The sequence below is a fragment of the Escherichia sp. E4385 genome (assembly GCF_963883145.1).
Taxonomy (GTDB): Bacteria; Pseudomonadota; Gammaproteobacteria; order Enterobacterales; family Enterobacteriaceae; genus Escherichia.
Map to the genome: position 1 here is coordinate 246,201 of NZ_CAWOOJ010000014.1, position 19,545 is coordinate 265,745.

Below are 19,545 nucleotides of genomic sequence, written 5' to 3' on the forward strand. Positions count from 1 at the left end.
ATTAACATGTACGTCAGTATATGGGGATGTTTCCCCCACATTCAACGTCGAGAATAGAGGAAAAATGAAAGGGGAGATAAAATCCCCCCTTTTTGGTTAACTGACTGTATGCGAATGGTTAATTATTCACCAGATGCCTGTTGCGCTTCCGGCTTACCATAAATCAGCAGCGGTTTGCTCTGGCCATCAATTACCGATTCGTCGATAACCACTTTTTCGACATCTTCCATGGACGGCAGATCGTACATGGTATCGAGCAGTGCGGCTTCTACGATGGAACGCAGGCCACGGGCACCGGTTTTACGCGCCATCGCTTTCTTAGCGATAGCATCCAGCGCCTCGTCACGGAATTCCAGATCCACGCCTTCCAGATTAAACAGCGCCTGATACTGCTTGGTCAGCGCGTTTTTCGGCTCTTTAAGGATCTGAATCAAGGCTTCTTCGCTCAGTTCATTCAGCGTTGCTACAACTGGCAGACGACCGATGAACTCAGGGATCAGACCAAATTTGATCAGATCTTCCGGTTCTACCTGCGCCAGCAGTTCGCCTTCACTTGCTTTGTCGGACTTCGCTTTTACCGTCGCGCCAAAACCAATGCCAGAGCCGGTTTCTACACGATGGGAAATCACTTTATCCAGACCAGCAAACGCACCACCACAGATAAACAGTATCTTAGAGGTATCTACCTGCAAGAACTCCTGCTGCGGATGCTTACGCCCGCCCTGCGGTGGAACGGCAGCAACTGTACCTTCGATCAGTTTCAACAGTGCCTGCTGTACGCCTTCACCGGAAACGTCACGGGTAATAGACGGGTTGTCAGACTTACGTGAAATCTTGTCAATTTCATCGATGTAGACAATACCGCGCTGCGCTTTCTGTACATCGTAGTCGCACTTCTGCAACAGCTTCTGAATGATGTTTTCAACGTCTTCGCCCACATAACCGGCTTCGGTCAGTGTAGTCGCATCGGCCATAGTGAACGGAACATCCAGCAGGCGTGCCAGCGTTTCAGCCAGCAGCGTTTTACCGGAACCGGTCGGACCGATCAGTAGAATGTTACTTTTACCCAACTCGACGCCATTGCTGGTATCGCCATTGCGCAGACGTTTGTAGTGGTTGTATACCGCGACCGCCAGCACTTTTTTCGCCTGTTCCTGACCGATTACGTAATCGTCCAGATGGTTGCGAATTTCATGCGGCGTCGGTAGCGCACTGCGTTCACGATGCGGTGCAACTTCTTTAATCTCTTCGCGAATGATGTCGTTACATAAATCAACACATTCGTCGCAGATATACACGGATGGTCCGGCAATCAGCTTGCGCACTTCATGCTGGCTTTTGCCGCAAAAAGAGCAGTACAACAGTTTGCCTGAGCCATCTTTGCGTTTATCTGTCATGGGTCAAAACCTCTTCTTTGTTCTTTGTGCCGCACACGACGACGCAAATGCCATTCTCAAGCGCAAGTCGCTTATAGCGTTGTGCCGCCCTGGATAAGTATAGCGGCACAGTTGCGCCTCTGGCATCAATTACGATGGGTCAGAATCGAATCGACCAGACCGTATTCCACCGCTTCAGGGGCGGAAAGGAAGCGATCGCGCTCGGTATCTCGTTCAATCTGTTCCAATGATTGACCCGTATGGAGCGCCATAAGTTCATTCATGCGCCCTTTAACTTTCAAAATTTCACGGGCATGAATTTCGATATCGGTCGCCTGGCCCTGATAGCCGCCCAGCGGCTGGTGAATCATCACGCGCGAGTTCGGCAGGCAGAAACGTTTACCTTTTGCCCCTGCGGTCAGCAGGAATGCGCCCATCGAGGCCGCCTGGCCCATACAGATGGTGCTGACATCAGGCTTGATAAACTGCATGGTGTCATAGATAGACATCCCGGCAGTGATCACTCCGCCTGGGGAGTTAATGTACAGATAGATATCTTTTTCTGGGTTTTCCGCTTCCAGGAACAGCATCTGCGCCACAATCAGGTTAGCCATGTGGTCTTCAACCTGGCCAGTCAGAAAAATGACGCGTTCCTTAAGTAGACGAGAATAGATATCAAAAGAGCGCTCACCGCGTGAGGTCTGTTCAATGACCATCGGCACCAGCGCCATATGGGGTGCAAAGTTATCTCGTTCGCCGCTGTATGACATTTCCGTCTCCTGGATAAAATTGAAAAAACCTGCTGTACCGATTGTAACCTTATGGACGGATTATCAGCTAGTCCCTGTGTTATGGGTACGGCATCACCATATTTCAAGCATAACAATCTTTTGTTGTTACGCTAACACCGAAAGAGCGTTTTCGCACGGTTCCATGCAAAATTCATGACAAAAAAAAGCCCACCACCTGGCGGTGACGGGCCTTTGTGCGAATTTAGCGCGTTATGCTGCGTAAATTACGCCTGCTGGTTCATCAGCTCATTGAAAGTGGTTTCTTTTTCAGTCACTTTCGCTTTCGCCAGTACAGCTTCTACAGCCTGTTCTTCCAGAGCAACATTGCGCATGTTGTCCATCAGTTCTTTGTTTTTGCTGTAGAACTCGATAACTTCTTTCGGATCTTCGTACGCAGAAGCCATCTCTTCGATCAGACCTTTCACACGCTCTTCGTCAGCTTTCAGCTCGTTGGTGCGGATAACTTCGCCCAGCAGCAGGCCAACAACTACGCGGCGTTTAGCCTGTTCTTCGAACAGTTCACGCGGCAGTTCCAGCGCTTGTTTCTCGTTGCCACCGAAACGCTGTGCAGCCTGACGACGCAGAACGTCGATTTCGCTGTCGATCAGCGCAGCCGGTACGTCGATGTCGTTAGCTTTTACCAGACCTTCGATCGCCTGAGACTTAACGCGGTTACGGATGGCGCTCTTCAGCTCGCGCTCCATGTTTTTACGCACTTCAGCGCGCAGACCTTCTACAGAACCATCTTCAACGCCGAAACGTTTGATGAATTCTGCAGTCAGTTCCGGCAGTTCACGCTCTTCAACTTTCTTCAGGTTGATAGCGAATTTCGCTGCTTTACCCTTCAGGTTTTCTGCGTGGTATTCTTCCGGGAAGGTCACGTCGATGGTGAACTCTTCGCCAGCTTTGTGGCCTTTGATACCGTCTTCAAAGCCCGGGATCATGCGACCCTGGCCCATCGCCAGTACGAAATCAGACGCTTTACCGCCTTCGAACTCTTCGCCGTCAACTGAACCGGTGAAGTCGATGGTTACGCGGTCTTCTGCTTCAACAGCGCCGTCTTTTTCTTTCCAGGTAGCCTGCTGTTTACGCAGAGTATCCAGCATGCCGTCAACGTCAGCGTCGGTCACTTCCACGATCGGTTTTTCAACTTCGATCGCTTCCAGACCCTGCAGTTCAACTTCCGGATACACTTCAAACTCTACAGAGTAGGTGAAGTCTTCACCCAGCTTGTATTCGCCCGGAACATAGGTCGGTGCGCCAGCCGGATTGATTTTTTCTTTAATGATGGCGTCAATGAAGTTACGGCTCATCAGGTCGCCCAGAACGTCCTGGCGTACAGACGCGCCATAACGCTGAGCAACGATATTCATTGGCACTTTGCCTTTACGGAAGCCGTCAATACGTACTTTTTTCGCAACGTTGACCAGCTCGCTTTTAACAGCGGTTTCGATGCTGTCAGCAGCGATAGTAATCGTTACACGGCGGCCAAGGCCTTGAGTGGTTTCAACTGAAACTTGCATCTTGTTACCTCAAAAAATCACAGTGCTCGGTCAACTCTTACCCCGCAAGCACAGGTTGTTGGCTTCGCGGTACCGGGATGTTCTTATAATCAATCACATTCCCTGTTACCAGAATCATCCCGAAAGCATTCAAATAGGACGCGGCATTATAGCGGCATCACTTTTATGAGTCGAGAACGGTTATTGCGCGCTACCGCGTATTTTTTCACAATTCCCGGGGAATTTTCGTCTGAATGCTGGGCAAAAAGCACAAAATCCAGACAAAACAAAACGGCCCGCAGGCCGTTTTTCATAAAATCTTTAGCAACATACTGGAAAAGCGCTGACGGTTGCAAATGCGTTTTTACGCGATGCTTCCTGCTCCACGACAGGGAGGAGAGGCAAAAATGGTATCCTGCAACCCTTCCCATTCCTTAATAGTGTAAGTATGCAGAGCCAGCGCATGAACGGTAGTAGAGAGTTCCTCCGCTAAAGTACTGTAAATCATTCGATGACGATTCAGAAAACGTTCACCCGTAAAACGATCGCTGACCAGCACAACTTTAAAATGGCTTTCAGAGCCGGCTGGGACATTGTGACGATAGCTTTCATCCACAACTTCGAGGAATACGGGTTGGAACGCCGTCCTTAATTTTTCTTCTATCCGCTCACGTATCATCATGAAATATCTCCTCCGACAACGCTGAGATGTCACCCATCCCTTTAAATACTAGCCGCTTTTACCGTTACCATTACAGCTTAGCAACAAATATTTAGCTTTCGTCCCAGTTTTTCAGTCAACCGTATGAAGTTTACTGATTTAAAGATTAATTCGCAGGCTGCGCACGAGTGATTCTTTTACTCACGGTGATTATTTCGTCAACACGATGAATTTACATGCCTTACCCACTTCCCCTCGTCGTTGGCAATGTTATGATGGCGAGAATTTTTTACCAAACACGCTTACCAGTCTCTGAGAGCCAGAACATGTTCAAAAAAATCCTCTTCCCATTAGTTGCTCTGTTTATGCTTGCAGGATGCGCAACACCACCAACGACGATTGACGTTTCCCCAACGATGACGCTGCCGCAGCAGGATCCAAGCCTGATGGGCGTCACCGTTAGCATTAATGGTGCCGATCAACGTACCGATCAGGCGCTGGCGAAAGTGACCCGCGATAATCAGATTGTCACCCTGACCGCCTCTCGCGATTTGCGTTTCCTGCTGCAAGAAGTGCTGGAAAAACAAATGACCGCGCGTGGTTACATGGTCGGCCCAAATGGTCCGGTTAATCTGCAAATCATCGTTAGCCAACTGTATGCTGACGTGTCCCAGGGTAACGTGCGTTACAATATCGCCACTAAAGCAGATATCGCCATCATCGCCACCGCGCAGAATGGCAACAAGATGACCAAAAACTATCGTGCCAGCTACAACGTTGAAGGCGCTTTTCAGGCTTCCAACAAAAATATCGCCGATGCGGTTAACAGTGTGCTGACCGACACCATTGCTGACATGTCTCAGGACACCAGCATTCACGAATTCATCAAGCAGAACGCGCGTTAATTTCTGCCCTCTGGCCCGGTGCAAGCCGGGCCTGTAGACGCCCATGTCCAGTCAATATTTACGTATTTTCCAACAGCCGCGTTCAGCCATTTTGCTGATCCTGGGTTTTGCTTCTGGGCTACCGCTAGCCCTGACATCCGGCACGTTACAGGCGTGGATGACCGTTGAGAATATCGATCTTAAAACCATCGGTTTCTTCTCTCTGGTAGGCCAGGCTTATGTATTTAAATTTCTCTGGTCCCCGCTGATGGACCGCTACACCCCACCGTTCCTCGGACGTCGGCGCGGTTGGCTGCTCGCGACACAAACTCTATTGTTACTGTCCATTGCGGCGATGGGTTTTCTCGAACCTGGCACCCAATTACGCTGGATGGCAGCTCTGGCGGTGGTGATCGCTTTTTGCTCCGCCTCCCAGGATATCGTCTTTGATGCCTGGAAAACGGATGTGCTGCCAGCGGAAGAACGCGGCGCAGGTGCTGCAATCAGCGTGCTGGGGTATCGCCTGGGGATGCTGGTATCCGGCGGCCTGGCTTTATGGCTGGCAGATAAATGGCTGGGCTGGCAAGGCATGTACTGGTTGATGGCAGCGCTGTTGATCCCCTGTATTATCGCGACACTGCTTGCACCAGAACCAACCGACACCATTCCTGTACCCAAAACGCTGGAACGGGCCGTTGTAGCACCATTGCGTGATTTCTTTGGCCGCAATAACGCATGGCTGATTCTGCTTTTAATCGTACTGTACAAACTGGGCGATGCTTTCGCCATGAGCCTGACAACCACGTTTTTGATTCGCGGCGTCGGATTTGATGCCGGCGAAGTGGGTGTAGTTAACAAAACGCTCGGTCTACTGGCGACCATCATCGGCGCATTGTTCGGCGGAATTTTGATGCAGCGCCTGTCATTGTTCCGTGCGCTCATGATTTTCGGCCTTTTACAAGGAGCGTCCAACGCCGGTTACTGGCTACTTTCCGTGACTGATAAGCATCTCTACAGCATGGGCGCGGCTGTCTTTTTCGAAAATCTGTGTGGTGGGATGGGAACATCAGCATTTGTGGCGCTATTAATGACCCTGTGTAATAAGTCATTTTCCGCTACCCAGTTCGCCCTGCTCTCGGCGCTTTCTGCTGTAGGACGGGTTTATGTAGGGCCAGTAGCAGGTTGGTTTGTTGAAGCTCACGGCTGGCCGACGTTCTATCTGTTCTCTGTTGCCGCCGCCGTACCTGGACTTATTTTGCTACTGGTTTGCCGTCGCACGCTGGAGTACACATGGGTCAATAACGACTTTATCCCTCGTACCGGGTATCCGGCAGGTTATGCCTTTGCCATGTCGACGCTGGCAACGGGCGTCAGTCTGTTAGCCGTGTGGTTACTGCTATTGACGATGGACGCGCTGGATTTGACCCACTTCTCTTTCCTGCCTGCTCTGCTGGAAGTCGGTGTTTTAATCGCCTTGGGCGGAGTCGTGCTTGGTGGTTTGCTGGATTATCTGGCGCTACGAAAAACACATCTGACGTAATCTGTGAATATTATTTAGCTGCAGTAATCACCCGGCGTAATTATTACGGCTAAATAAACATCAGCATCGCTTAATAATATTTGTTCTTTTGTGCGGCTTAGATTTCTAAAATTATTGACGCCATTTATAGATTCTATTTTTCTTACACGATTCAGCTAATGACACTTTATTTCCCTTTACCTAAATTGTCACTTCAATGATAATTATTTGTTAAATAATTGTTTTATTTTGAGATTGGTTATACCAATTGCCCTGCTACCCCCCTTCCCCGCGCCCCTTTCGTTATAACGCCCTTTTGCAACAGCTTCTTAAAACCAACTTGATATGTTTTGCAACATATGTGACCTGGCAGCCAAATCCAAGTAACAGGAATTTAATCATGTTTACAGTAATGTAACCTTCCCGTAAAATGCCCACACACTTTAAACGCCACCAGATCCCGTGGAATTGAGGTCGTTAAATGAGACTCAGGAAATACAATAAAAGTTTGGGATGGTTGTCATTATTTGCAGGCACTGTATTGCTCAGTGGTTGTAATTCTGCGCTGTTAGATCCCAAAGGACAGATTGGTCTGGAGCAACGTTCACTGATACTGACGGCATTTGGCCTGATGTTGATTGTCGTTATTCCCGCAATCTTGATGGCTGTTGGTTTCGCCTGGAAGTACCGTGCGAGCAATAAAGATGCTAAGTACAGCCCGAACTGGTCACACTCCAATAAAGTGGAAGCTGTGGTCTGGACGGTACCTATCTTAATCATCATCTTCCTTGCGGTACTGACCTGGAAAACTACTCACGCTCTTGAGCCTAGCAAGCCGCTGGCACATGACGAGAAGCCCATTACCATCGAAGTGGTTTCCATGGACTGGAAATGGTTCTTCATCTACCCGGAACAGGGAATTGCTACCGTGAATGAAATCGCTTTCCCGGCGAACACTCCGGTGTACTTCAAAGTGACCTCCAACTCCGTGATGAACTCCTTCTTCATTCCGCGTCTGGGTAGCCAGATTTATGCCATGGCCGGTATGCAGACTCGCCTGCATCTGATTGCCAACGAACCCGGTACTTATGACGGTATCTCCGCCAGCTACAGCGGTCCGGGCTTCTCAGGCATGAAGTTCAAAGCTATCGCAACGCCGGATCGCGCCGAATTCGACCAGTGGGTCGCAAAAGCGAAACAGTCGCCGAACAGCATGTCTGACATGGCAGCGTTCGAAAAACTGGCCGCGCCTAGCGAATACAACCAGGTGGAATATTTCTCCAACGTGAAACCAGACTTGTTTGCCGATGTGATTAATAAGTTTATGGCTCACGGTAAGAGCATGGACATGACCCAGCCAGAAGGTGAGCACAGCGCACACGAAGGTATGGAAGGCATGGACATGAGCCACGCGGAATCCGCCCATTAAAGGGGTTGAGGAAGAATAAAGATGTTCGGAAAATTATCACTTGATGCAGTCCCGTACCATGAACCTATCGTCATGGTTACGATCGCTGGCATTATTTTGGGAGGTCTGGCGCTCGTTGGCCTGATCACTTACTTCGGTAAGTGGACCTACCTGTGGAAAGAGTGGCTGACCTCCGTCGACCATAAACGCCTCGGTATCATGTATATCATCGTGGCGATTGTGATGTTGCTGCGTGGTTTTGCTGACGCCATTATGATGCGTAGCCAACAGGCCCTTGCCTCGGCGGGTGAAGCGGGCTTCCTGCCACCTCACCACTACGATCAGATCTTCACCGCGCACGGCGTGATTATGATCTTCTTCGTGGCGATGCCTTTCGTTATCGGTCTGATGAACCTGGTGGTTCCGCTGCAGATCGGCGCGCGTGACGTTGCGTTCCCGTTCCTCAACAACTTAAGCTTCTGGTTTACCGTTGTTGGTGTGATTCTGGTTAACGTTTCTCTCGGCGTGGGCGAATTTGCGCAGACCGGCTGGCTGGCCTATCCACCACTATCGGGAATAGAGTACAGTCCGGGAGTCGGTGTCGATTACTGGATATGGAGTCTCCAGCTATCCGGTATAGGTACGACGCTAACCGGTATCAACTTCTTCGTTACCATTCTGAAGATGCGTGCACCGGGCATGACCATGTTCAAGATGCCGGTATTTACCTGGGCATCACTGTGCGCAAACATTCTGATTATTGCTTCCTTCCCAATTCTGACGGTTACCGTCGCGTTGTTGACCCTGGATCGCTATCTGGGCACCCATTTCTTTACCAACGATATGGGTGGCAACATGATGATGTACATCAACCTGATTTGGGCCTGGGGTCATCCGGAAGTTTACATCCTGATCCTGCCTGTTTTCGGTGTGTTCTCCGAAATTGCGGCAACCTTCTCGCGTAAACGCCTGTTTGGTTATACCTCGCTGGTATGGGCAACCGTCTGTATCACCGTGCTGTCGTTCATCGTCTGGCTGCACCACTTCTTTACGATGGGTGCGGGCGCGAACGTAAACGCCTTCTTTGGTATCACCACCATGATTATCGCCATCCCGACCGGGGTGAAGATCTTCAACTGGCTGTTCACCATGTATCAGGGCCGTATCGTGTTCCATTCTGCGATGCTGTGGACCATCGGCTTTATTGTCACCTTCTCGGTGGGCGGTATGACTGGTGTGCTGCTGGCAGTACCGGGCGCGGACTTCGTTCTGCATAACAGCCTGTTCCTGATTGCGCACTTCCATAACGTGATCATCGGCGGCGTGGTCTTCGGCTGCTTCGCAGGGATGACCTACTGGTGGCCTAAAGCGTTCGGTTTCAAACTGAACGAAACCTGGGGTAAACGCGCGTTCTGGTTCTGGATCATCGGCTTCTTCGTTGCCTTTATGCCGCTGTATGCGCTGGGCTTCATGGGTATGACTCGTCGTTTAAGCCAGCAGATTGACCCGCAGTTCCACACCATGCTGATGATTGCAGCCAGCGGTGCGGTACTGATTGCGCTGGGTATTCTCTGCCTCGTGATTCAGATGTACGTTTCTATTCGCGACCGCGACCAGAACCGTGACCTGACTGGCGACCCGTGGGGTGGCCGTACGCTGGAGTGGGCAACCTCTTCCCCGCCTCCGTTCTATAACTTTGCCATTGTGCCGCACGTTCACGAGCGTGATGCATTCTGGGAAATGAAAGAGAAAGGCGAAGCGTACAAAAAGCCTGACCACTATGAAGAAATTCATATGCCGAAAAACAGCGGCGCCGGTATCGTCATTGCGGCTTTCTCCACCATCTTCGGTTTCGCCATGATCTGGCATATCTGGTGGCTGGCGATTGTTGGCTTCGCAGGCATGATCATCACCTGGATCGTGAAAAGTTTCGACGAGGACGTGGATTACTACGTGCCGGTGGCAGAAATCGAAAAACTGGAAAACCAGCATTTCGATGAGATTACTAAGGCAGGGCTGAAAAATGGCAACTGATACTTTGACGCACGCGACTGCCCACGCGCACGAACACGGGCACCACGATGCAGGCGGAACCAAAATCTTCGGATTTTGGATCTACCTGATGAGCGACTGCATTCTGTTCTCTATCTTGTTTGCTACCTATGCCGTTCTGGTGAACGGCACCGCAGGCGGCCCGACAGGGAAGGACATTTTCGAACTGCCGTTCGTTCTGGTTGAAACTTTCTTGCTGTTGTTCAGCTCCATCACCTACGGCATGGCGGCTATCGCCATGTACAAAAACAACAAAAGCCAGGTTATCTCCTGGCTGGCGTTGACCTGGTTGTTTGGTGCCGGATTTATCGGGATGGAACTCTATGAATTCCATCACCTGATTGTTAACGGCATGGGCCCGGATCGCAGCGGCTTCCTGTCAGCGTTCTTTGCGCTGGTTGGTACCCACGGTCTGCACGTCACTTCCGGTCTTATCTGGATGGCGGTGCTGATGGTGCAAATCGCCCGTCGCGGCCTGACCAGCACTAACCGTACCCGCATCATGTGCCTGAGCTTGTTCTGGCACTTCCTGGATGTGGTTTGGATCTGTGTGTTCACTGTTGTTTATCTGATGGGGGCGATGTAATGAGTCATTCTAACGAACATAGCGGCGCATCCCACGGCAGCGTAAAAACCTACATGACAGGCTTTATCCTGTCGGTAATCCTGACGGTGATTCCGTTCTGGATGGTAATGACAGGGGCTGCCTCTCCGGCCGTAATTCTGGGAACAATCCTGGCAATGGCAGTGGTACAGGTTCTGGTGCATCTGGTGTGCTTCCTGCACATGAATACCAAATCAGATGAAGGCTGGAACATGACGGCGTTTGTCTTCACCGTGCTAATCATCGCTATCCTGGTTGTAGGCTCCATCTGGATTATGTGGAACCTCAACTACAACATGATGATGCACTAAGAGCGGCGGTTATGATGTTTAAGCAATACCTGCAAGTAACGAAACCAGGCATCATCTTTGGCAACCTGATCTCGGTGATTGGGGGATTCCTGTTGGCCTCAAAGGGCAGCATTGATTATCCCCTGTTTATCTACACGTTGGTTGGGGTGTCACTGGTTGTGGCGTCGGGTTGTGTGTTTAACAACTACATCGACAGGGATATCGACAGAAAGATGGAAAGGACGAAGAATCGGGTGCTGGTTAAAGGCCTGATCTCTCCTGCTGTCTCGCTGGTGTACGCCACCTTGCTGGGTATTGCTGGCTTTATGCTGCTGTGGTTTGGCGCGAATCCGCTGGCCTGCTGGCTGGGGGTGATGGGCTTCGTGGTTTATGTCGGCGTTTATAGCCTGTACATGAAACGCCACTCAGTCTACGGCACGTTGATTGGTTCGCTCTCCGGCGCTGCGCCGCCGGTGATTGGCTACTGTGCGGTAACCGGCGAGTTCGATAGCGGCGCAGCGATCCTGCTGGCTATCTTCAGTCTATGGCAGATGCCTCACTCCTATGCCATCGCCATTTTCCGCTTTAAGGATTATCAGGCGGCAAACATTCCGGTACTGCCGGTGGTAAAAGGCATTTCGGTAGCGAAGAACCACATTACGCTGTATATCATCGCCTTTGCCGTTGCCACGCTGATGCTCTCTCTTGGCGGTTACGCTGGGTATAAATATCTGGTGGTCGCCGCAGCGGTTAGCGTCTGGTGGTTAGGCATGGCCCTACGCGGTTATAAAGTCGCTGATGACAGAATCTGGGCGCGTAAGCTGTTCGGCTTCTCTATCATCGCCATCACAGCCCTCTCGGTGATGATGTCCATTGATTTTATGGTGCCGGACTCGCATACGCTGCTGGCTGCGGTGTGGTAACACAACCTCTCAGTTAAAAAGGTGCTACGGCACCTTTTTTATTGTCTGAGATCAGAGATACGGCTAATAACCGTATCTCTTGACAGAGTGAGCAGATGCACATAAATTAATCATACGGTTGATAGCCGTATTATGTATGAGATCGACTCCCTACGATTTCATTCAGTTAATCAAAGAGGTCATAATGCCTGGAAAAACAGCCACTCTACCCGATGTCGATAAAACGCTGAAAAATGCGCGGGTTGAACTCAAAACCAGTCCCGACGCCAAAAACAAACTTCGTGAAGCTGCGCAAGCCGTTGGGGTAGATTTAAGCGCTTTTATTTTGAGCGCTGCTATGGAACGCGCCGAAAGTGTGCTTGATAACCAACGTCGCCGTGAGCTTTCGAATCAAAGCTGGGAACTGATGAACCAACTCATCGCTGAGCCTGCTCAACCGACGCTCGCCCTCAAGGCGTTAATGAAAAGGAAAAACAGCGATGGTCGACAAGCATGAAGAGATTACTCTGCCCATAGTCCTCTCCTGTAATTATCAGTCTGATATTACTTATCCTGGGCAAAAACAGTTTGATTGCGGTAACCCTGTTATCGATAAATTTGTACGCACATCGCTAAAGAAAAGTGTGCGTAATAGCGACTGTGCGGCTAAAGCACTTATTGACAGACAAAGTGGTGAACTGATTGGCATCTGTACTTTTACGGCATATTCGCTGGAAAAACAACGCGTTTCTGGCGTCCTTCAGGGTTCACAACCTTCAGAGATTGGTGTTGTCAGATTAGTCATGTTGGGGGTAGCGCGGAAGTATCAAAAGCGGGGCTTTGGTCAGGACCTACTATGTGAATTTTTTGAACATGTAAAAATAATTCACCAGGCATTACCAATTAAAGGGGTTTATCTTGATGCTGACCCTGCCGCCATTAACTTTTATGCTCGTCTCGGCTTTGTTCAGCTTTCAGCGACACCAAATACTTTTGGTGCTGTACCGATGTTTTTGGCGATTCAGCATATTCTCGCGGCTTAGATTATTATCGCCTCCGGCCAGGGCAAGTTTTGCCTCAACCGGGGACTGAGCAGCATTACCACTTTTGTTCAATTGCCCCCGCTTTCATCAGGTCCACATCCTTGCCGTTAATGGTTGCCGTTGCGGCAACCATTGTGGTCCTTACAGTTGCACAAGATTTTCGCTCAAATTCCGGTTTATTAAGAATAAGAGACGAATTGCTGCTAAACGAACCAATTATGTAATCAGTAAAGTTAATATTCAGCCGGTTTAAGCCGAAAGGCTTGAAACCAACCGTTTGGATAATTTTCTTACCAGACGGACTCTTAATGTTGTACGTAACACGAAGGTTGGCCACTTCGCCTAATTTATTGGTTTCGGCAAAGAGGCTGTCCATACAGGAAAAGCTCTCATCTAAAAAATTATCCCGCATTCCAGAATGGGTAATTGTGATGGCTGGCAACATATCATCAACCGTTTTTCTGTCAATCATGTCTTTTCGACAGGCGGCAAGAAAGTTCTGCGGGCCACCATAAATGTGGACACCCTTATCAAGATATTCCTTCGCTTTCTTACAATCTACCTCAACATACTGACCATTGGCGTACATCATGCCCAATCTGGACCATGCTAAATTTATACCGTGTTGCGCGGCCTGATTAAATAACACATACGCTTTGGCATAATCCACCCGCACCTGCTCACCTTCGTAGTAGATATCCCCCTGCGCTAACGGAGCTTCTCTGTCACCTTGTTTAGCGGCTAACTCGAACCATTTAATGGCTTCCTGAACGTTGGGTTTCGTATCGTAGCGGGGCTGATGATATTCCCAGCCTAACAGGCTTTGCGCGTCGACATCCCCCGACTCAGCCATTTTATGTAGTGTACTTATAACATCGGGGGCAGGCTTTTTACTGTATATGCTGTTATACAATTCATGCGCTTTCTCGCTTGCCACCACGCCTGGTGGAACTATCAGCATTAAAGAAAATAATATTCTTTTAGGCAACATAAAATATCCCTTATTTATCTTGCACCTGAATATGCTCTTCTTTTAACAAGTCGCGTTGTTTCCCATTCAGTATCGTCGTCGCAGATTTAACAGAATAAGTTAAATCATGAAAATCGCATAAATTACGATTATAAACTGGGATATCTATATAGGTCTGTCTTATATGAGTGGAGTTATTATACATATCCACGCCAAGTGTATTTAGACTAAAAGGCGGTACGACAATGGTATATTCTTCACTGATACCTTCACTTCCCTTTAGCTCAAGCGCCAACTGCAAATTAGTTATACCACTGATTTTATCAGCATTAATTTTAATACTGACATCGCATATTTTTGGTTTTTCATTTGCGTTAAAACCATAGGTCCCGTAATGTTTTAACGTGAGATAAGGTAAAATATCACCCTGTGTTTCTCGGATTTTCTGATCTTGATTACAACGGTTTAAATATTCATCCTTACTGAATTTCAATGAATATTTCCCCGCACCTTTTTCGTAATAATCCCAGGCCTTATCACAATCAAGCCTTTCACCTAATCCGTTGTAATACATCCAACTTAACCACAATGCGGCTTTTTTTGCCCCTTGCTGTTCAGCCTTGTTAAAAAGCACGCTCGCTTTAGAATAATCAACTTCGCCGGTCAACCCAGAATAGTATATATTCCCCAGGGCTACTAATGCTTTTTCGTCATTCTTATTTGCAGATAATTCGTACCATTTTTTGGCTTCGACAGCATTAATCTTTAAACCAGCACTGCCATTTTCGTAGGCATCGCCCATGGTATACTGCGCCATCGGATAACCTTTTTCTGCCGCAGTGCGAAACCATTGCAGTGCTTTCTTTTTGGTGTCTAAAGAACGTCTATCATCAGAAGGTGAAAAATCATCGAGATAAAGATTTCCGACAATATAATCCATTTTTGGGTCGTCTTCCTGCGCCCATAGAGTCGCCAGACGCAAAATTTCTGGTTTACTGAAACCAATTCGCCCCCAAAAAAGCAAATCATTCTCGGGTGCCTGACCGACATAACGACTGACAAATTCAATTAAACTCGCCCGTTTCGTTTTGTCTGTCTCGGCCCCGGATTTCAATTCATAGGCCTGATTGATTATTTTATTCATCAAATCAGGAGGAATATTAAGATCGTCAGTTTTCGACTTACTGGCATACATCTGTGCTCGTGTCACGTCCAGGGTTACGCCTTTACCATATTGAAAGAAATAACGTGCATTATAGCAACCGTATTCTCCCCCCTGGTTACAGGCTTTCTCATACCACTGAATCGCCTTTGGGATGTCAACAGGTACTGTCACTCCGTGTTCATAAACAAATCCCAGTAGCACTAGCGCCTGCGTGTTATTGGAGTCAGCTAATTTTTGCAGTTCTTTTAACGCCATCCGATCTTTATTGACAATACGTTCATACAGTTGATTAATATCCGTTGAAGCATGACAAAAAGAGGCCAGAGATAAACCCAATGATAATAAAATAACTTTACCAGACCACATACATTCCTCCTTGATATATTCAACCACCAAACATCCACTTCATGAATAAATACGCTGCCATAACGGCCCAGGTAATAAGTAAACATTTAAGCTGAAACAGCATAACCAGTGCCTCCAACGTTTCTATTTATTGCGATAAAATAACACCATCCTTTGATAAAAAGTCACACGCCCATCAATAAACCCGAAAATAATGTCATTAGTTGCAGGATAAAATAATTTGAGTTTTTCATTTGTTATATTTAACGCATGATGTATTAATGGCAAGAATATGAGAGAAGCTCATACCTGACGTAAAAATCACTCTCTTATGTAATATTTACTCATTAACACTCTGTTTACCTAACATGCGCTCCGCACTACACTATGTGGGCAATTTTTTAAGAGGTGGTAATGAACGATTATAAAATGACGCCAGGTGAGCGGCGCGCGACCTGGGGTTTAGGGACCGTATTTTCATTGCGCATGCTGGGCATGTTTATGGTACTGCCGGTTCTGACTACGTACGGTATGGCACTGCAAGGGGCCAGCGAAGCGTTAATCGGTATTGCCATTGGTATTTATGGTCTGACCCAGGCCGTTTTTCAGATTCCGTTTGGCCTGCTTTCCGACCGCATTGGTCGCAAACCATTAATTGTCGGCGGACTGGCAGTATTTGCTGCCGGTAGCGTTATTGCTGCGCTTTCTGACTCCATCTGGGGAATTATTCTGGGCCGGGCGCTACAAGGCTCCGGTGCGATTGCCGCTGCCGTTATGGCGCTGCTTTCCGATCTTACGCGCGAACAAAACCGCACCAAAGCGATGGCGTTTATCGGCGTGAGCTTTGGCATTACCTTCGCCATTGCGATGGTGCTTGGCCCGATCATTACTCACAAACTTGGGCTGCACGCGCTGTTCTGGATGATCGCTATTCTGGCAACGATCGGCATTGCGTTGACCATTTGGGTTGTACCCAACAGCAGCACGCACGTACTTAATCGTGAGTCCGGGATGGTGAAAGGCAGTTTCAGTAAAGTGCTGGCGGAACCACGGCTGCTGAAACTCAACTTCGGCATTATGTGTCTGCACATGCTGCTGATGTCGACGTTTGTTGCCCTGCCAGGGCAACTGGCTGATGCGGGTTTCCCGGCGGCTGAACACTGGAAGGTCTATCTGGCAACGATGTTAATCGCCTTTGGCTCTGTCGTGCCTTTCATTATCTACGCTGAAGTTAAGCGCAAAATGAAACAAGTTTTTGTCTTCTGCGTCGGGTTGATCGTGGTTGCGGAAATTGTGTTGTGGAACGCACAAACGCAGTTCTGGCAACTGGTGGTCGGCGTGCAGCTTTTCTTTGTGGCGTTTAATTTGATGGAAGCCCTTCTGCCCTCACTTATCAGTAAAGAGTCGCCAGCTGGTTACAAAGGTACGGCGATGGGCGTTTACTCCACCAGCCAGTTTCTTGGCGTGGCTATTGGCGGTGCGCTGGGCGGCTGGATTGACGGCATGTTTGACGGTCAGGGCGTATTTCTCGCTGGCGCAATGCTGGCAGCATTGTGGCTGGCAGTCGCCAGTACCATGAAAGAACCACCGTATGTTAGCAGTTTGCGCATTGAAATCCCGGCGGACATTGCCGCAAACGAGGCGTTAAAAGTGCGTTTACTGGAAACCGCAGGCGTCAAAGAAGTGTTGATTGCAGAAGAAGAACATTCAGCTTATGTGAAAATCGACAGCAAAGTGACGAATCGCTTTGAGGTTGAACAGGCAATTCGTCAGGCATAAAAAACGAGGCGAATTGCCTGCTGCGCTACGCTTATCAGGCCTACAAAGCTTCTGAGTTACAAACCTTTGTAGGCCGAATCAGGCGTTCATGCCGCATCTGACATGAACAAAGCGCATGTTGTCGCGATTAATCGCGGAAGTTTTTGAACTGGAACGGCTGACCGAGATCGCCACCGCGTACCATCGCCATGACAGCCTGCAAATCATCACGAGATTTACCCGTTACGCGGATCTCATCGCCCTGAATTTGCGCCTGCACTTTCAGTTTGCTGTCTTTGATCATCTTGACGATTTTCTTCTGGGTCGCGCTCTCAATGCCCTGTTTCAGTTTCGCTTCCACAAACCAGGTTTTACCGCTATGAACGATATTTTCCGGTACATCCAGCGAACTGCCTTCAATGCCGCGCTTCAGCAGCTTGGCACGCAGAATATCCAGCAACTGATTGACCTGGAAATCGGACTCGCTCAACACTTTGATGGTTTTGCTGGCGTCGTTCAGCTCAAATGAGGCTTCAACGTTACGGAAGTCAAAACGGGACTCCACTTCGCGGCTCGCGTTATCGACCGCGTTACGCGCTTCCTGAAGATCAACTTCAGAAACAATATCGAAAGATGGCATCTTTTCCTCTCCCTTCATTTTTGATGCGAAGCATAATACCTGCAAAGTTAAATAACCAACAGTCCTGCACCAGGACGTATCCCTTAATTGTGCATAGTCGCAACAGCATGCACAATTAAGGGATAGCCTTATTGAACACCCGGAGTGGTTGCGGGTGAGGAGGAACAATGAAAATTACCGTATTGGGATGCGGTGCCTTAGGGCAATTATGGCTTACAGCACTTTGCAAACAGGGTCACGAAGTTCAGGGCTGGCTGCGCGTACCGCAACCTTATTGTAGCGTGAATCTGGTTGAGACTGACGGTTCGATATTTAACGAGTCTCTGACCGCTAACGATCCCGATTTTCTGGCCACCAGCGATCTGTTACTGGTGACGCTGAAAGCATGGCAGGTTTCCGATGCCGTCAAAAGCCTCGCGTCCACACTGCCTGTAACCACGCCAATACTGTTAATTCACAACGGCATGGGTACCATCGAAGAGTTGCAAAGCATTGAGCAGCCGTTACTGATGGGCACGACCACCCATGCGGCGCGCCGCGACGGAAATGTCATTATTCATGTGGCAAACGGTATCACGCATATTGGTCCGGCACGGCAACAGGACGGCGATTACAGTTATCTGGCGGATATTTTACAAACCGTATTACCTGACGTTGCCTGGCATAACAATATTCGCGCCGAGCTGTGGCGCAAGCTGGCAGTCAACTGTGTGATTAATCCACTAACCGCCATCTGGAATTGCCCGAACGGTGAATTACGTCATCATCCGCAAGAAATTATGCAGATATGCGAAGAAGTCGCGGCAGTGATTGAACGCGAAGGGCATCATACTTCAGCGGAAGATTTGCGTGATTACGTGATGCAGGTGATTGATGCCACAGCGGAAAATATCTCGTCGATGTTGCAGGATATCCACGCGCTGCGCCACACTGAAATCGACTATATCAATGGTTTTCTCTTACGCCGCGCCCGCGCGCATGGGATTGCCGTACCGGAAAACACCCGCCTGTTTGAAATGGTAAAAAGAAAGGAGAGTGAATATGAGCGCATCGGCACTGGTTTGCCTCGCCCCTGGTAGTGAAGAGACTGAAGCGGTCACCACTATCGATCTGCTGGTTCGCGGCGGCATCAAAGTCACCACTGCCAGCGTCGCCAGCGATGGTAACCTGGCGATTACCTGCTCGCGCGGCGTTAAGCTGCTGGCGGATGCGCCGCTGGTCGAAGTTGCCGATGGCGAATATGACGTGATCGTGCTGCCTGGTGGCATTAAAGGCGCGGAATGTTTTCGCGATAGCACCCTGCTGGTTGAAACCGTTAAACAGTTCCACCGTTCCGGGCGTATCGTCGCGGCTATTTGCGCCGCGCCAGCCACCGTGCTGGTGCCGCACGATATCTTCCCGATTGGCAATATGACCGGCTTCCCGACGCTGAAAGATAAAATTCCCGCCGAACAATGGCAGGACAAGCGCGTCGTCTGGGATGCACGAGTAAAATTGCTGACCAGCCAGGGGCCGGGTACAGCTATCGACTTTGGTCTGAAAATTATTGACTTGCTGGTTGGACGTGAAAAAGCCCATGAAGTGGCATCACAACTGGTGATGGCGGCAGGGATTTATAATTATTACGAGTAGTGT

Annotated in this window: 19 protein-coding genes; 12 read left to right on the forward strand and 7 right to left on the reverse strand. The window is 49.1% G+C overall.

Annotated features, from left to right (window positions below):
• Window positions 1-122: 122 nt before the first annotated feature.
• The 4 genes from clpX to bolA form a co-directional block, all read right to left on the reverse strand.
• Window positions 123-1,397: an ATP-dependent protease ATP-binding subunit ClpX gene (gene clpX / locus AACS80_RS15590; RefSeq protein WP_000130305.1), complete on the reverse strand. Its 1,275-nt coding sequence runs from the start codon at window positions 1,395-1,397 to the stop codon at window positions 123-125.
• A gap of 125 nt (window positions 1,398-1,522) precedes the next feature.
• Window positions 1,523-2,146, reverse strand: a complete 624-nt coding sequence (clpP, locus tag AACS80_RS15595; protein ID WP_000122253.1) for an ATP-dependent Clp endopeptidase proteolytic subunit ClpP — start codon at window positions 2,144-2,146, stop codon at window positions 1,523-1,525.
• Between the two features lie 245 nt (window positions 2,147-2,391).
• A complete protein-coding gene (gene tig / locus AACS80_RS15600; protein ID WP_001198386.1) occupies window positions 2,392-3,690 on the reverse strand; it encodes a trigger factor in 1,299 nt (432 codons plus the stop codon).
• A 343-nt stretch (window positions 3,691-4,033) separates the two neighbouring features.
• Window positions 4,034-4,351, reverse strand: coding sequence for a transcriptional regulator BolA (gene bolA, locus AACS80_RS15605; RefSeq protein WP_000973459.1), 318 nt, complete (start codon window positions 4,349-4,351; stop codon window positions 4,034-4,036).
• A gap of 305 nt (window positions 4,352-4,656) precedes the next feature.
• On the opposite strand from bolA, the gene AACS80_RS15610 reads away from it, so the two are divergent.
• From AACS80_RS15610 to AACS80_RS15650, 9 genes are all read left to right on the forward strand, one after another.
• Window positions 4,657-5,235: a lipoprotein gene (locus AACS80_RS15610; RefSeq protein ID WP_130206262.1), complete on the forward strand. Its 579-nt coding sequence runs from the start codon at window positions 4,657-4,659 to the stop codon at window positions 5,233-5,235.
• Between the two features lie 43 nt (window positions 5,236-5,278).
• Complete coding sequence (gene ampG, locus AACS80_RS15615; RefSeq protein WP_135409611.1) at window positions 5,279-6,754, forward strand: muropeptide MFS transporter AmpG; 1,476 nt, start codon at window positions 5,279-5,281, stop codon at window positions 6,752-6,754.
• A gap of 460 nt (window positions 6,755-7,214) precedes the next feature.
• Window positions 7,215-8,162, forward strand: a complete 948-nt coding sequence (gene cyoA, locus AACS80_RS15620; protein ID WP_001239440.1) for a cytochrome o ubiquinol oxidase subunit II — start codon at window positions 7,215-7,217, stop codon at window positions 8,160-8,162.
• 21 nt (window positions 8,163-8,183) lie between these two features.
• Entirely contained in the window at window positions 8,184-10,175 is a 1,992-nt protein-coding gene (cyoB, locus tag AACS80_RS15625; protein ID WP_130215449.1) for a cytochrome o ubiquinol oxidase subunit I, read from the forward strand.
• Window positions 10,165-10,779 (forward strand): cytochrome o ubiquinol oxidase subunit III, encoded by a 615-nt coding sequence (locus AACS80_RS15630; protein ID WP_032328763.1) that lies wholly within the window; start codon window positions 10,165-10,167, stop codon window positions 10,777-10,779. The genes cyoB and AACS80_RS15630 overlap by 11 nt, the downstream gene beginning before the upstream one ends.
• Window positions 10,779-11,108 (forward strand): cytochrome o ubiquinol oxidase subunit IV, encoded by a 330-nt coding sequence (locus AACS80_RS15635; protein WP_130206254.1) that lies wholly within the window; start codon window positions 10,779-10,781, stop codon window positions 11,106-11,108. The genes AACS80_RS15630 and AACS80_RS15635 overlap by 1 nt, the downstream gene beginning before the upstream one ends.
• Window positions 11,109-11,119: 11 nt before the next feature.
• A complete protein-coding gene (gene cyoE / locus AACS80_RS15640) occupies window positions 11,120-12,010 on the forward strand; it encodes a heme o synthase (RefSeq protein WP_097346802.1) in 891 nt (296 codons plus the stop codon).
• 184 nt (window positions 12,011-12,194) lie between these two features.
• Window positions 12,195-12,506 carry a type II toxin-antitoxin system TacA family antitoxin gene (locus tag AACS80_RS15645; protein ID WP_001297137.1) on the forward strand — a complete coding sequence of 104 codons (312 nt, stop codon included), beginning with the start codon at window positions 12,195-12,197 and terminating at the stop codon, window positions 12,504-12,506.
• Window positions 12,490-13,032, forward strand: coding sequence for a GNAT family N-acetyltransferase (locus AACS80_RS15650; RefSeq protein WP_135409610.1), 543 nt, complete (start codon window positions 12,490-12,492; stop codon window positions 13,030-13,032). Before AACS80_RS15645 ends, AACS80_RS15650 begins: the two co-directional genes overlap by 17 nt.
• Window positions 13,033-13,087: 55 nt before the next feature.
• Here the strand turns inward: AACS80_RS15650 and AACS80_RS15655 are convergent, their stop codons facing one another.
• A complete protein-coding gene (locus AACS80_RS15655; protein WP_135409609.1) occupies window positions 13,088-14,023 on the reverse strand; it encodes a tetratricopeptide repeat protein in 936 nt (311 codons plus the stop codon).
• Between the two features lie 10 nt (window positions 14,024-14,033).
• Complete coding sequence (locus AACS80_RS15660) at window positions 14,034-15,533, reverse strand: SEL1-like repeat protein (RefSeq protein WP_135409608.1); 1,500 nt, start codon at window positions 15,531-15,533, stop codon at window positions 14,034-14,036.
• A 393-nt stretch (window positions 15,534-15,926) separates the two neighbouring features.
• Here AACS80_RS15660 and AACS80_RS15665 point away from each other — a divergent pair, with 393 nt between their 5' ends.
• Window positions 15,927-17,291, forward strand: a complete 1,365-nt coding sequence (locus AACS80_RS15665; protein WP_135409607.1) for an MFS transporter — start codon at window positions 15,927-15,929, stop codon at window positions 17,289-17,291.
• Window positions 17,292-17,418: 127 nt separating this feature from the next.
• Here AACS80_RS15665 and yajQ read toward each other — a convergent pair whose 3' ends face one another.
• Complete coding sequence (yajQ, locus tag AACS80_RS15670) at window positions 17,419-17,910, reverse strand: nucleotide binding protein YajQ (RefSeq protein ID WP_001138904.1); 492 nt, start codon at window positions 17,908-17,910, stop codon at window positions 17,419-17,421.
• Window positions 17,911-18,077: 167 nt separating this feature from the next.
• Here yajQ and panE point away from each other — a divergent pair, with 167 nt between their 5' ends.
• Together panE and yajL are read left to right on the forward strand one after the other, a co-directional pair.
• Window positions 18,078-18,989, forward strand: coding sequence for a 2-dehydropantoate 2-reductase (panE, locus tag AACS80_RS15675; protein WP_130206244.1), 912 nt, complete (start codon window positions 18,078-18,080; stop codon window positions 18,987-18,989).
• Complete coding sequence (yajL, locus tag AACS80_RS15680) at window positions 18,952-19,542, forward strand: protein deglycase YajL (RefSeq protein ID WP_001276309.1); 591 nt, start codon at window positions 18,952-18,954, stop codon at window positions 19,540-19,542. Before panE ends, yajL begins: the two co-directional genes overlap by 38 nt.
• Window positions 19,543-19,545 lie beyond the last annotated feature (3 nt).